12 protein-coding genes are annotated in these 13,292 nt (G+C 67.1%); 1 reads left to right on the plus strand and 11 read right to left on the minus strand.

Annotated features, from left to right (window positions below):
- Positions 1-3: 3 nt before the first annotated feature.
- The 10 genes from ABD05_RS16810 to ABD05_RS37640 all read right to left on the minus strand — a co-directional run bounded on the left by ABD05_RS16810 (position 4) and on the right by ABD05_RS37640 (position 10,755).
- On the minus strand, positions 4-840 hold the full coding sequence (locus ABD05_RS16810; protein WP_047901333.1) for an SPOR domain-containing protein: 837 nt from the start codon (positions 838-840) through the stop codon (positions 4-6).
- Between the two features lie 29 nt (positions 841-869).
- On the minus strand, positions 870-2,180 hold the full coding sequence (gene folC, locus ABD05_RS16815; RefSeq protein WP_047901334.1) for a bifunctional tetrahydrofolate synthase/dihydrofolate synthase: 1,311 nt from the start codon (positions 2,178-2,180) through the stop codon (positions 870-872).
- 101 nt (positions 2,181-2,281) lie between these two features.
- Complete coding sequence (accD, locus tag ABD05_RS16820; RefSeq protein ID WP_006755101.1) at positions 2,282-3,154, minus strand: acetyl-CoA carboxylase, carboxyltransferase subunit beta; 873 nt, start codon at positions 3,152-3,154, stop codon at positions 2,282-2,284.
- Between the two features lie 65 nt (positions 3,155-3,219).
- Positions 3,220-4,035: a tryptophan synthase subunit alpha gene (gene trpA / locus ABD05_RS16825; protein ID WP_047901335.1), complete on the minus strand. Its 816-nt coding sequence runs from the start codon at positions 4,033-4,035 to the stop codon at positions 3,220-3,222.
- A gap of 90 nt (positions 4,036-4,125) precedes the next feature.
- On the minus strand, positions 4,126-4,977 hold the full coding sequence (locus ABD05_RS16830) for a DNA-methyltransferase (protein ID WP_047901336.1): 852 nt from the start codon (positions 4,975-4,977) through the stop codon (positions 4,126-4,128).
- A 9-nt stretch (positions 4,978-4,986) separates the two neighbouring features.
- Positions 4,987-6,180 carry a tryptophan synthase subunit beta gene (gene trpB, locus ABD05_RS16835; RefSeq protein WP_047901337.1) on the minus strand — a complete coding sequence of 398 codons (1,194 nt, stop codon included), beginning with the start codon at positions 6,178-6,180 and terminating at the stop codon, positions 4,987-4,989.
- Between the two features lie 55 nt (positions 6,181-6,235).
- Complete coding sequence (locus ABD05_RS16840) at positions 6,236-6,937, minus strand: phosphoribosylanthranilate isomerase (protein WP_047901338.1); 702 nt, start codon at positions 6,935-6,937, stop codon at positions 6,236-6,238.
- The gene (truA, locus tag ABD05_RS16845; RefSeq protein ID WP_047901339.1) at positions 6,934-7,746 is read right to left on the minus strand and encodes a tRNA pseudouridine(38-40) synthase TruA; all 813 of its coding nucleotides are present in this window, start codon (positions 7,744-7,746) and stop codon (positions 6,934-6,936) included. Before truA ends, ABD05_RS16840 begins: the two co-directional genes overlap by 4 nt.
- Positions 7,746-9,863, minus strand: a complete 2,118-nt coding sequence (locus ABD05_RS16850) for a FimV/HubP family polar landmark protein (protein ID WP_047901340.1) — start codon at positions 9,861-9,863, stop codon at positions 7,746-7,748. The genes truA and ABD05_RS16850 overlap by 1 nt, the downstream gene beginning before the upstream one ends.
- Positions 9,864-10,557: 694 nt before the next feature.
- Positions 10,558-10,755, minus strand: a complete 198-nt coding sequence (locus ABD05_RS37640) for a hypothetical protein (protein WP_141685064.1) — start codon at positions 10,753-10,755, stop codon at positions 10,558-10,560.
- A gap of 26 nt (positions 10,756-10,781) precedes the next feature.
- On the opposite strand from ABD05_RS37640, the gene flgE reads away from it, so the two are divergent.
- Positions 10,782-12,026, plus strand: a complete 1,245-nt coding sequence (flgE, locus tag ABD05_RS16855) for a flagellar hook protein FlgE (RefSeq protein WP_047901341.1) — start codon at positions 10,782-10,784, stop codon at positions 12,024-12,026.
- A 102-nt stretch (positions 12,027-12,128) separates the two neighbouring features.
- Here the strand turns inward: flgE and asd are convergent, their stop codons facing one another.
- A complete protein-coding gene (gene asd, locus ABD05_RS16860) occupies positions 12,129-13,250 on the minus strand; it encodes an aspartate-semialdehyde dehydrogenase (protein WP_047901342.1) in 1,122 nt (373 codons plus the stop codon).
- Between the last annotated feature and the right edge of the window lie 42 nt (positions 13,251-13,292).

Consider the following 13,292-nt stretch of genomic DNA (forward strand, 5'->3'; position numbering starts at 1 on the left):
GCGTTACTGCGTCAGACCGGCTTCGCGCACCTTCGCGATCGCGGCGGAAGCCGCCGCGCGATCCGCGAACGGGCCGGCACGCAACAGTGTAGCCGTGCTGCCGTCTGCCTGCTTGCGATGCTCGACATATGCGGGCACACCCGCAGATTTCAACTTGGTGGCCCACGAACGGGCCGTCGCGTCTTCCTTGAACGAACCGAGCTGCACCGCGAAGCGCGCACCGGCCGGCGATGACGGCGACGACGCATCGTCGCTGTCCGGGCTCGCTGTGTCGGCATTCGCGACGGTCGCCGGAGCCGGCTTCGGCGCCGCCGGTTTCGCCGCGGGGGCGGCCGGCTTCGGTGCGGGCTTCGGCGGCGTCACGCTCGCCGTGGTCGTCGTATCGGGCTTCGCGGCCGGCTTGGCGGCATCCTTCGGCGCAGGCGCCGGGGCCGCCGCGACGGCGGTGTCGGATGCCGGCGGCTCGTCGTGCGCGACGCCAGCCTGCACGTCGGACGCATCGTCGTCACGTGGCGCGACCGCCTGGTGCGCGGGCCGGTTCGGAATGTCGATCGCGATGTCGTCCGTCACCGGCTTCGGGTGCGAATCGAGCACCATCGGCAGCACGATCACGGCGGCCACGACGAGCGCGATCGCGCCGACGAGGCGACGGCGCGCGCGTTGCTTTTCTGGAAGGGTCGGATCGAGGAGCAGCGCGTCCGATTCCGGACGCTCGGTGCGGCGCGGACGCCGCTCGACGCGTTCAGTGCGCTCCGTGCGCACGTTCCGGGAGGTCCCGGTGCGACCGCCGCGCCGCGTGGGCGCGTCGTCGTCTTTTTTGCCGAACGAGAAAATTCCCATGAATGGCTGAGTCCGAAACTGCCCGTCAGTCAGTGTTGCTGCGATTTACGGTAGGCCAGCACGCCGGCAACCGTATGGAAACTGCCGAAAACCACGATTCTATCATTCTCGGATGCTCTTTTTAGTGCATCGCGAAACGCTTCTGCCGGCGACGCGTAACGCGTCACGCTCGAATCGGCCCCCTCCTCCACGCCGGCCTTGCGCAGCGCGGCTTCGAGCTGCTCCGCGGAGGCCGCGCGCGGCAGCGGCAGGTCGGTCACGCACCAGTGGTCGATCTCGCCTTTCAGGTGCCGCAGCACGCCGTCGATGTCCTTGTCGTGCATCGCGCCGAACACTGCGTACGTGTACGGGAAGAAGCCCATGTTGCCGAGATTCTGCTCGAGCACGGCCGCCGCATGCGGGTTGTGCGCGACGTCGAGCACGATCGCCGGCTTGCCGGGCAGCACCTGGAAGCGCCCCGGCAGCTCGACGTTCGCGAGCCCGAGCCGGATGTCCTGCGCGGACACCGGCAGCACCGGGCGCAGCGCCTCGAGCGCGGCGAGCGCGGCCGATGCATTGATCAGCTGATTCGCGCCGCGCAGCGCCGGATACGCAAGCGCCGGATAGCGCTTCTCGCGACCGAGGTAGCTCCACTGCTGGCGCTCCGCGCCCGCCTGCGCCTCGTAGCGGAAATCGCGGCCGACGAGCCACAAGTCGGCGCCGATCGCTTCGGCATGGTCGACGAGCGTCTGCGGCGCGGCAGGATCGCCGCAGATCGCCGGCTTGCCCGCGCGGAAGATCCCGGCCTTCTCGAACGCGATTTTCTCGCGCGTGTCGCCGAGGTATTCGGTGTGGTCGATGTCGATGCTCGTGACGATCGCGCAATCGGTATCGATGATGTTGACCGCATCGAGCCGGCCGCCGAGGCCGACTTCGAGGATCACCGCATCGAGCCCGCGCGACGCGAACAGATGCAGGATCGCGAGCGTCGTGAATTCGAAGTACGTGAGCGACACGGGTTCGGGCAGCGACGTGCGCGCGGCTTCGACGGCCTCGAAGTGCGGCAGCAGTTCGTCATCGGTGACGTTCTGCCCGTTCACGCGCGCGCGCTCGTTGAATTCGAGCAGGTGCGGCGACGTGTGGCAGCCGACCTTGTAGCCCGCGCGCACGAGGATCGTCTCGAGGAACGCGCAGGTCGAGCCCTTGCCGTTCGTGCCGCCGACGGTGATGACGGGACACGCGAATTCGAGCTGCAGCGCCGCCTTGACCTGCCCGATGCGGGTCAGGCCCATGTCGATGCCGACCGGGTGCGCGCGCTCGAGATGCGAAAGCCACGCGTCGAGAGTGGGAAAAGTGCTCATCGGATCAAATCTGGATCGGTACCGCCACTACGCCAAAAAAACGAAGCGCGCCGCCTGACGCTGAAGCCAGGCGACGCGCAGGGTTCACCACCTCGCGCCGGTCAGGCCAGCGCGTCGGCCGGCTGTCGCTGCAGCAGCGCGAGCAGCTGCGCGATCTCGTCGCGCATCTTGCGGCGGTCGACGATCATGTCGATCGCGCCCGTGGTCAGCAGGAATTCGGCGCGCTGGAAACCTTCCGGCAGCTTCTCGCGGACCGTCTGCTCGATCACGCGCGGGCCGGCGAAGCCGATCAGCGCCTTCGGTTCGGCGATCACGACGTCGCCGAGGAACGCGAAGCTCGCCGACACGCCGCCCATCGTCGGGTCGGTCAGCACCGAGATGAACGGCAGCTTCGCTTCGGCCAGCTTGGTCAGCATCGCGGTGGTTTTCGCCATCTGCATCAGCGACAGCAGGCTTTCCTGCATCCGTGCGCCACCCGACGCCGTGAAGCAGATGAACGGCACGTGCTGTTCCAGCGCGTTCTGCGCGCCGCGCGCAAAGCGCTCGCCGACGACCGAGCCCATCGAGCCGCCCATGAACGAGAATTCGAAGCAGGCCGCGACGACGGGCAGCGTGTGGATCGCACCGCCCATCACGACCATCGCGTCGGTCTCGCCCGTCTCGTCCATCGCTTCCTTCAGACGATCGGGATACTTGCGGCTGTCCTTGAACTTCAGCGAGTCGACCGGCACGATTTCCTGGCCGATTTCATAGCGGCCTTCCGGATCGAGCAGCCCGTCCAGACGCTCGCGCGCGCCGATGCGCATGTGGTGATCGCACTTCGGGCACACGTGCAGGTTCGCGTCCACGTCGTTGCGGTACAGCACCGCCTCGCAGGACGGGCACTTGACCCACAGGCCTTCCGGAATGCCCTTGCGGCTTTTCGGGTCGGTCTGCTTGATCTTCGGCGGCAACAGTTTGTCGAGCCAGCTCATCGTATGGTTTCCTGTTCCGTGGCGGGCCGGGCCGGGTAGCCCGTTCCCGCCATCCTATGTTGGTGTTATCGCGCCGTCTTGCCCGCGCCGTCCAGCGCGGCGCGCAGCTCGGCGATGAACGCCTTCAGCGCGGCGGCGGCGCCTTCCGGCGCGGCGCTTTCGAGCAGTTGCACGAGGCGGCTGCCGATCACGACGGCGTCCGACACTTCGGCCACCGCGCGCGCCGTTTCGGCGTCGCGGATGCCGAAGCCGACGCCTACCGGAACCGGCACGCGCGACTTGATGGCCGGGATTTTACCCGCAATGCTCGAAACATCCAGATTTCCCGCGCCGGTCACGCCCTTGAGCGACACGTAATACACGTAGCCGCTCGCGATCTTGCCGACGTCGGCGATGCGTTCGTCGGTCGACGTGGGCGCGAGCAGGAAGATCGGATCGATCTGCGCGGCGCGCATCTTTTCGGCGAACACGCCCGCCTCTTCCGGCGGATAGTCGACGACGAGCACGCCGTCGACACCGGCCGCCTGCGCTTCGGTCGCAAACGTGTCGACGCCCATCCGCTCGATCGGGTTCGCATAGCCCATCAGCACGACGGGGGTTTTGGGGTCGGTTTCGCGGAAGCGCTTCACGTCCGCGAGCACGCTCTTCAGCGTGACGCCGCGCGCGAGCGCGCGTTCCGACGAGCGCTGGATCACGGGGCCGTCGGCCATCGGGTCCGAGAACGGCACGCCGAGCTCGATCACGTCCGCGCCGCCTTCGGCGAGCGCGTGCATGAATTCGACGGTCTTCGCGGGATCGGGGTCGCCTGCCGTGATGAACGGGATCAGGCCCTTTCGGCCTTGTTCGGCGAGCGCTGCAAAGGTCTGCTGGATACGGGACATGGCAATTTTCCTGTGTCGACCCGGAGTTGGCGCTTTAGCGCTTACTCCGGACCCATACAAAGTAAGAGTTCGGCGATACGGCCGCGCGATTCACGCGCATGCCGGCGCGGCAAGCGCGTTCACACGCTCGTGCGCGATCGCACAATAACTTTCGTTGATCTCGTAGCCGACGAAGTCGCGCCCCTGCCGTGCGCAGGCCACCGCGGTCGTGCCGCTGCCCATGAACGGATCGAGCACGCGGCCGCCCGGCGGGCAGCTTGCGAGCACCATCCGCTCGATGATTTCCAGCGGCTTCTGGGTCGGATGATCGACGCGCTCCGCGTGCTGCCGGTGCAGGCGCGAGACCGACCAGACGTCCTTCGGGTTGTAGCCCATCTCCAGCCACTTGCTGCCTTCGAACAGCTTGCGCGAACGGGCCTTCTTCGTGTCGGCGTCGTACGGGATGCGGACCGGATCGAGATCGAAGTAATACGCCTTGGAAACCGCGAAAAAGCCGATATTGTCGTGCACCGACGTGAAACGGCGCGTCGTGCCGCCCATGCTCGGCACGCGCCGGTCCCAGATGATCTCGTTGACCATCGTGAGCTGCGTCTTCAGGAAACTGAAGATTTCCGGCGCGTACTGCCATGTGCAGAAAATGTACATCGACCCGCTCGGCTTGAGCTTCGGAATCGCGAGCTCGAGCCACTCGCGCGTCCACGCGAGAAACACGTCGCCCGAACGCTTGTCCGAGTCGTTGCCGTAGTCCTTGCCGAGCCCGTACGGCGGATCGGCCACGATCAGGTCGATCGACGCATCCGGCAGGTGCGCGGCATCGGTCAGGAAATCGCGGTTATGCAGTTCGATACCGGACGGCAGCGCGCGCGGCACGGCGGCGGCAGGCTGAACCGCCTCCGCCTCGCTCGCGGCACCGCCGCCCGGCTCTTCGATCAGGTCACGCATCGGTCGGGGTCAGAGCTCGATGCCCGATCGCTCGGCGACCGTGTGCATGTCCTTGTCGCCGCGGCCCGACAGGTTGACGAGCAGGATCTTGTCCTTCGGCAACGTCGGCGCGAGCTTCACGCCATACGCGATCGCGTGGCTCGACTCGAGCGCGGGAATGATCCCCTCGATCCGGCAGCAGTCGTGGAACGCCTTCAGCGCTTCCTCGTCGGTGATCGGCACGTACTGCGCGCGGCCGCTGTCCTTCAGCCAGGCGTGCTCGGGGCCGACGCCCGGATAGTCGAGGCCCGCCGACACCGAATGCGTCTCGATGATCTGGCCGTTGTCGTCCTGCAGCAGGTACGTGCGGTTGCCGTGCAGCACGCCCGGGCTGCCGGCGATCAGCGACGCCGCGTGATGGCCCGTATCGAGGCCGTCGCCGGCCGCTTCGACGCCGATCAGCTGCACGGACTGGTCGTCGATGTACGGATAGAAGATGCCCATCGCGTTCGAGCCGCCGCCGACGCAGGCGATCACCGCGTCCGGCTGACGGCCTGCGAGCTCGGGCATCTGCACCTTGCACTCGTCGCCGATCACGCGCTGGAAGTCGCGCACCATCATCGGGTACGGGTGCGGGCCCGCGACCGTGCCGATGATGTAGAACGTGCTTTCGATGTTCGTGACCCAGTCGCGCATCGCTTCGTTCAGCGCATCCTTCAGCGTGCGCGAACCCGACTCGACCGGCACGACCGTCGCGCCGAGCAGCTTCATCCGGTAGACGTTCGCGGCCTGCCGGCGCACGTCCTCGGAACCCATGTAGACGACGCACTCCATCCCGAAGCGCGCGCAGATCGTCGCGGTCGCGACGCCGTGCTGGCCGGCGCCCGTCTCGGCGATCACGCGCTTCTTGCCCATGCGCTTCGCGAGCAGCGCCTGGCCGATCACGTTGTTGATCTTGTGCGCACCCGTGTGGTTCAGGTCCTCGCGCTTCAGGTAGATCTGCGCGCCGCCGAGCGTCTCGCTCCAGCGCTGCGCGTGATAGATCGGCGACGGACGGCCGACGAAATGCTTCAGCTCGCGCTCGAATTCGGCGACGAAGTCGGGATCGTTCTGGAATTTTTCATACGCCGCGCGCAGTTCGTCCAGCGCGTGAATCAGCGTCTCGGCGACGAACACGCCGCCGTACGGGCCGAAGTGGCCGCGAGCATCAGGAAGGTTGTACATGGTGTCTCTCTCGATCGGTCGATGCGCCCCGCCTTCGGGGCCGCACCGGCTTGCATCACCCGGCGTCCGCTTCGCGCACCGCGCGTACGAACGCCGCCATCCGGGCGTGATCCTTCACGCCCTTCGCGCCCTCCACTTCGATGCCACTCGAGACATCGACAGCAAACGGGCGCAACTGGCGGATCGCATCACCGACGTTTTGCGCGCTCAAGCCACCACTCAAAACGGCCCGATGCGCGAGCTCTGCGGGAATAAGAGACCAATCGAAGACCTTGCCGCTACCGCCGTAGTCCGGCACCAGGGTGTCGAACAGGAGGCCGCGCGCTTTCGAATAATGAAGGTCCGATTCTACCAAATCGGACGGCTGCGTCGAGGGGCCGACGCGCACCGCGCGCAACCACGGCAGGCGTGCCGCGCGGCCGAGCGCGTCGCATTGCTCGGGCGTCTCGTCGCCATGAAGCTGCAGCAGCGTGAGCGGCACGTCGCGCACGACGGCTTCGATCTCGGCTTCGGTCGCATTCACGAACAGCCCGACCACCGACACGAACGGCGGCGCCAGGCGCGCGAGTTCGGCCGCCTGCGCGATCGTCACCGCGCGCGGGCTCTTCGGGTAGAACACGAGCCCGATCGCATCGGCGCCGAGCGCCGCCGCGTGCAGCACGTCCTCGGGACGCGACAGCCCGCACAACTTGATGCGCGTGCGCGGCGGCACGCCGGCCGCGGCGGAAGTCGAAGGAGACACGGCGTGATCCGTCATGATAGTGGGTCCAGATCGGCCCAGACGCTGCTCCACGGCACGCTGCCGAGCTGCGCGGGCGGGACGGCGAATTCCGCCGGGTAGCCGACGTGGGCGAGGTACAGCCCGTCGGCCATGAACGTGGGTGCCGCGAGGTTGCGGTCGCGCCCGGCCAGCACGTCGGCGACCCAGTCGGCCGGCTGGCGGCCGCGCCCGACCGCGACGAGGCAACCCATCAGGTTGCGCACCATGTGATGCAGGAACGCGTTGGCGCGGAAGCGGAAATGGATGAAATGGCCTGCGCGCCGTACATCGATCTGGTACAGGTGTTTGACCGGTGTCTTCGACTGGCATTCCGACGACCGGAACGACGAGAAGTCGTGCTCGCCGATTAGGTGCCCGGCGGCGGCGCGCATCGCGTCGTCGTCGAGCGGCGTATGGATCCAGCCCGCGCGCCCGGCCAGCATCGGCGAACGCACGGGATGCACGTACAGCGCGTAGTAGTAGGTGCGCTCGAACGCCGAGAAACGCGCGTGGAACGTCTCCGGCATCTGCTTCGCCCATTGCACCGACACGGTCGACGGCAGGAACGCATTGGTGCCGCGCACCCACGAGAATTCCTCGCGATCGAGGTCCGTATCGAAGTGCACGACTTGCCCGAGCCCGTGCACGCCGGTGTCGGTCCGACCGGCCACCGTCGTGTGCAACGGCACCCGCGCGAACTCGGCCAGCGCATGCTGGAGGGCGTCCTGCACGGTCTTGCCGTGCGGCTGCGCCTGCCAGCCGCAGAACGCCGCACCGTCGTACTGAACGCCCAGCGCGATCCGCATCACGCCTCGTCCGCCAGTTTCGCGAGCAGCGCGCGCGCATCGTCGCGCGTCGCGGCGTCGTTCGCGTCGACCACTTCCTGCAGCAGCGTCCGCGCGCCGGACAGGTCGCCCAGTTCGACATACTCGGCCGCGAGGTCGAGCTTGTTGCGTGCAATGCGTGCGAGCTCGTCCGGTGTCAGCGCAGGCAGCGCGGCGCCCGGCGTGGACGGCAGGTCGAGATCGAAATCGAGCTTCAGCGTGCCGAATTGCGCGCCACCGAGCGGCGGCAGCGACGACAACGCGGCCGGGCTGCCCGCGTGGCCGGCCGGCGGCGTCGCGTCCGGATCCCAGTCGAACTCGTCGTCCTGGTCGGCAGGATGTTCCGGGGCCGGATCGACCGAGCCAATTGGCTGGTGCGGTGCGGATTGACCGTTAGTTGCGATTTTATCGGTGTCGGACTGCCCTGCCTGGCCAGCCGGCTCATCCGCCGCCAGCGACGACTCGTCCTGCGTGCGCGGCGGCAGCGGCATGTCGAGGCTGTTGAGCGCGCTGATCGCGTTCTGCATCAGCGCCGCGTGTTGCGATTCAGTCGCCGAAGGCGCGGCGCGCGACTCGACCGGTGTGTCGGCAGCAGCCTGTTCTACCGGTTCTGCGTCGTGCGGAGTCGGAGTCGGAGTCAAAGTCGAAGTCGAAGTCGCGTCGCTCGCCGGCGGTACTGCGGCGTGGGTCGGCGGCACTTCAGGCTGCTCGTCATGCGGCGTCGTCGCTTCGTGTACCGGCGACGCATCCGCTTCGGGCGGCTCGACCGTCTCCGCCGCTGCGGCAGTCGCCGCGGCCAGGTTCATGTCGGCGGCCGCGTCGCGGGCGACCGGCATCTCGGGCCGGATCGGCAGTTCGCGTTCGACGGACGGCGCTGCTTCGGCTTCGGCAGCCACGGCACCGCCCGCTGCGGGGGCTGCAGCCGTCGTACCCGTATTGTCCGTTTGCCGGCCCTTCCGGCGCCTGCGCCACACGAACCCTGCCGCGAGGACGATCACGGCCGCGCCCGCCGCTACGGCCGGGCGCCAGTCCATCTGATCCGCAGGGCGCGCAGGCGCTGTTACGGGTGCGACCGGCTGCGCGGGCGCCGATGCCGGCTGCGCAGCGCTGGTGGCCACGCCGGACGACGCTTCGGCTGCCGGCGACGCGGCAGACGGCGCGCCGGCATCGTTCGCGGCCGGACGCGGTGCAGCAGGCGCCTGAGCCGGCGCAGGCGCGACGTCGTTCGTCGTGGCCGGCTTGCCGATACCGTGCTTCTGCAACTCCATCAGCACGCGGTTCTTCAATGCCAGCAGTTGCTGCAGACTCGACGGCCGCGGCTGCGATGCACCCGTGGCGGGTGCCGCACCGGCCGGCTCGTTCGCGCCCGAAACCTGGCTGCCCGGCGCAGGCTGGACAACGACCTCGCTCGCAGACGACGGCACCGACTGGATCGCGCCGCTCCACACATGCGGGCCGCTGGCACCGGCAGCAGGCGCCGCCGGTTGCATGTTTTCGACAGCCGACGCGCCGTGCGCGGCCGAAGCGCCTGCCGGAGCCGACGCCCCCGCCACCGTCGCGACGCTCGCACCGCTCACCGGAGCCGCATGTACAGCCGGCGCCACCGGTGCGGATTGCACGGCCGACCCCGGATGCGGCGTGGACGCACCGGGCTGCGCAACAGCCGCTCCACCCGATGCAGCGGCAGGCGCGGAGGCGGCCGTCGCCCCGGATGCACCGGATGCGCCAGACGCACCGGCCGGCGCGAGCGCCGCGCCCGTTGCGTCGAGCGCGGGCACGGTCAGCGTCGCGCCGACTTTCAGGCGGCTCGCGTCGCGCTTCATGAACGCCTGCGGATTGGCGTCGAACAGCGCGCGGCCGGCGCGCGCGAGCACGCCGGGATCGTGCGATTGCGTGGCCGCTTTCGCGATGTCGTTCAGCGACTGGCCCGGCTGGACCGTCACGGTAAGCGGCGCGGCGCCGCCGGCAGCAGATGCCGGCAGTTCGCCGGTGCCGGCCGCCCAGGCCGAAGCGGCTGCGCCGAGCGCCATGATCGCCAGCGCGCCACGCACGGCGCGCGACAGACGGGACTGACGCGGAAACAAGGAAATTCGGGACATCGTTGGCTCTATCGCCGCGCGCTGGCGCGGCTCGGATTCGCGGTTGGAAGCGTCAATAAAGTTGCCGCAGAAATGCAAAAGCGTCGCGCAGAACGCGACGCTTTCGGCGGGTCTGCGCGTCGTAACCGCGTAGTTTACTTCACGTGATCGCGTTCGGGCCGAATTCGTCGCCGGCGGGTGCAACCGGCTGCGCTCGCGCGGCGGCACGCCCGGCGATCGCATCAAGCTGCGCACGGGTCCGCACACTGCAGCCGGCGCGCCGGATTGATCGAAAGAACAGGCATCAATGAGTGAAAAACGTTGCGACAACGTCGCATTCGGAACGAATGACAACGCTCGACGCTGCGTCGCTTCCTCGCCCCGCACCCAAGAATTGCGGGAACGGCCGCGCAAGCGGTTCGGTGCTTTGCATTTCCGCCGGGCGGTTCGCCCATCCGGAGGTCCGGCGCCGGACCACAACCGGGAAATCGGCCGCATCCGCTCAACAATTCGCGTCGCCTGCCGTTAATGGATTAACAGCCGCCATTCCAAATAAATCCCGCCGGCCTGCCAATCCAATTCAAATGAATTTCATTTGATCGATAAGAAGGCAATTCCCATCTCTTATCGTCGAATTGAACATTCTTCCCGCCAAACCACCGCCCCATAAGGCTTGCAAGCCTGACAGCACGATCCATTACTCATACAAAAACAGTCATTTCGACAGCAATTCAATTACATTACACAAAATTACACAGATCGAATAATTGCGATCGCTACGATCGTCTTCAAACAGGAATCGGCGCAATTCGGCCATCGCGTTCGCACATGCCGGAAAGGCAGGGGCGCGGTCGGCCGGGCTGACGCCGTGAAGTGCCAGAGGGTCAGCGCGCAGTTGCAAGACTGCATTCACTCACCAGCTCGTTACGGGGATCGAACATGGGCTATCAGCAGGGTTTGAGCGGGTTGGCCGGCGCGTCGAGCAATCTCGACGTGATCGGCAACAACATCGCGAACGCAAACACGACCGGCTTCAAGCAGGGCCGCGCGAACTTCTCCGACATGTATGCGAATTCGGTCGCGACGTCGGTCAACACGCAGATCGGCATCGGCACGATGCTCGCGTCGGTGCAACAGCAATTCGGCCAGGGGACGATCAATACGACCCACTCGTCGCTGGACATCGCGATCAACGGCAACGGCTTCTTCCAGATGTCGAGCAACGGCGCGACGACGTACTCGCGCGACGGCACGTTCCACCGCGACAAGAACGGCGCCATCGTCGACTCGCAAGGCCGCAACCTGATGGGCTATGCGGCAGGCGCGGGCGGCGTGATCAACACCGCACAGACCGTGCCGCTGCAGGCGCCGACCAACAACATCGCGCCGCAGGCGACGGGCAAGATCACCGGCCAGTTCAACCTGAGCTCGCAGGACAAGGTGCCGACCAGGACGCCGTTCAACGCGAGCGACAACACGACGTACAACTACAATTCGTCGATCCAGGTCTACGACACGCTCGGCGGCTCGCAGCAGGTCACGATGTATTTCGCGAAAAGCGCGGCGGGCACCTGGCAGGCCTACGCGGGCGTGCAGGGCCAGACGCCGACGAATCTCGGCACCGTCACGTTCGATGCGTCGGGCCGGATCAGTTCGACGACGTCGGCCGCCACCGGCCAGCCGACGCCGAGCCTCGGTCAGTTTGCGTTCTCGATCCCCAACACGACGGGCGGCGCCAACCCGCAGAACCTGACGCTCGACCTGAGCGGCACGACGCAATACGGCGGCAAGGACGGCGTGAACAACCTCGCGCAGGACGGCTTCGCGAGCGGCACGCTGACGACGTTTTCGATCGGCACCGACGGCAAGCTGACCGGCAACTACTCGAACGGCCAGAGCGCGGTGCTCGGCCTGATCGCGCTCGCGAACTTCAACAACCCGAACGGGCTCGTGAACATCGGCGGCAACCAGTATGCGGAGACCTCTGCGTCGGGCGTGCCGCAGATCTCCGCGCCGGGCAGCACGAACCACGGCACGCTGCAGGGCAGCGCGCTGGAAAACTCGAACGTCAACCTGACGACCGAGCTCGTGAACCTGATCACCGCGCAGCGCAATTACCAGGCCAACGCGCAGACGATCAAGACCCAGCAGGCGGTCGACCAGACGCTGCTGAACCTGCGCTGATCCGCGCATGAAAAACGCGCCGCGCCAGCCTTGACATCGTCAAGGCCGACGCGGCGCGTCATCTTGTGCAGCCCGGCCCGGAGACCGGGCAGGCGAGCGGGCTTACTTGTCGAGCAGGATGCGCAGCATGCGGCGCAGCGGCTCGGCCGCGCCCCACAGCAGCTGGTCGCCGACCGTGAATGCCGACAGGTATTCGCCGCCCATCGCGAGCTTGCGCAGGCGGCCGACCGGCACCGTCAGCGTGCCCGTGACATTCGCCGGCGACAGGTCGCGCATTGACGCTTCACGCTCGTTCGGCACGACCTTCACCCAATCGTTCGCCGATGCGAGGATGCCGTTGATCTCGTCGAGCGGCACGTCCTTGTTCAGCTTGATCGTCAATGCCTGCGAATGGCAGCGCATCGCGCCGATCCGCACGCACAGGCCGTCGACCGGGATCGAACCCGGCTCGCCCATCGCCGGCTTGCCGAGGATCTTGTTGGTTTCCGCGCCGCCCTTCCACTCTTCCTTCGACATCCCGTTGCCGAGATCCTTGTCGATCCACGGAATCAGCGAGCCCGCGAGCGGCACGCCGAAGTTGCTGGTCGGCATCGCATCGCTGTTCATTGCGGCCAGCACGCGGCGGTCGATGTCGAGGATGGCCGACGCCGGATCGGCGAGCTGTTCCTTCACCGCGCCGTTCAGCGTGCCCATCTGCGACAGCAGTTCGCGCATGTTCTGCGCGCCCGCGCCCGATGCGGCCTGGTAGGTCATCGCGGTCATCCAGTCGACGAGGTTCTCGCGGAACAGGCCGCCGAGCGCCATCAGCATCAGGCTGACCGTGCAGTTGCCGCCGATGAAGTTCTTCGTGCCCTTGACGAGCGCGTCCTTGATCACGTCGAGGTTGACCGGATCGAGGATGATGACCGCGTCGTCCTTCATCCGCAGCGACGACGCCGCGTCGATCCAGTAGCCGTTCCAGCCGGCCGCGCGCAGCTTCGGGAACACGTCGTTCGTGTAGTCGCCGCCCTGGCACGTGATGATCACGTCGCACTTCTTCAGCTCGTCGACGCTGGTCGCGTCCTTGAGCGTAGTCTCGTTTTTCGCGAACGACGGCGCTTTGCCGCCCGTGTTGCTGGTGCTGAAAAACACCGGTTCGATCAGGTCGAAATCGCCCTCTTCCTGCATGCGCTGCATCAGGACGCTGCCGACCATGCCGCGCCAACCTACGAGACCTACGTTCATGACTAACCCTTTGATGGAGCTTCCCCGCCATTTCCGTCCCCG

Origin of the sequence: Burkholderia pyrrocinia, assembly GCF_001028665.1 — a bacterium.
Lineage (GTDB): Bacteria > Pseudomonadota > Gammaproteobacteria > Burkholderiales > Burkholderiaceae > Burkholderia > Burkholderia pyrrocinia.

Excerpts from the sequence above, each read along its gene's own strand:
- ABD05_RS16830 (WP_047901336.1), bottom strand. The coding sequence starts at position 4,977 with ATGCGTGACCTGATCGAAGAGCCGGGCGGCGGTGCCGCGAGCGAGGCG.
- ABD05_RS16850 (WP_047901340.1), bottom strand. The coding sequence starts at position 9,863 with ATGTCCCGAATTTCCTTGTTTCCGCGTCAGTCCCGTCTGTCGCGCGCC.
- trpB (WP_047901337.1), bottom strand. The coding sequence starts at position 6,180 with ATGTACAACCTTCCTGATGCTCGCGGCCACTTCGGCCCGTACGGCGGC.
- ABD05_RS16810 (WP_047901333.1), bottom strand. The coding sequence starts at position 840 with ATGGGAATTTTCTCGTTCGGCAAAAAAGACGACGACGCGCCCACGCGG.
- trpA (WP_047901335.1), bottom strand. The coding sequence starts at position 4,035 with ATGTCCCGTATCCAGCAGACCTTTGCAGCGCTCGCCGAACAAGGCCGA.
- asd (WP_047901342.1), bottom strand. The coding sequence starts at position 13,250 with ATGAACGTAGGTCTCGTAGGTTGGCGCGGCATGGTCGGCAGCGTCCTG.
- ABD05_RS16840 (WP_047901338.1), bottom strand. The coding sequence starts at position 6,937 with ATGACGGATCACGCCGTGTCTCCTTCGACTTCCGCCGCGGCCGGCGTG.
- truA (WP_047901339.1), bottom strand. The coding sequence starts at position 7,746 with ATGCGGATCGCGCTGGGCGTTCAGTACGACGGTGCGGCGTTCTGCGGC.
- folC (WP_047901334.1), bottom strand. The coding sequence starts at position 2,180 with ATGAGCACTTTTCCCACTCTCGACGCGTGGCTTTCGCATCTCGAGCGC.
- flgE (WP_047901341.1), top strand. The coding sequence starts at position 10,782 with ATGGGCTATCAGCAGGGTTTGAGCGGGTTGGCCGGCGCGTCGAGCAAT.
- accD (WP_006755101.1), bottom strand. The coding sequence starts at position 3,154 with ATGAGCTGGCTCGACAAACTGTTGCCGCCGAAGATCAAGCAGACCGAC.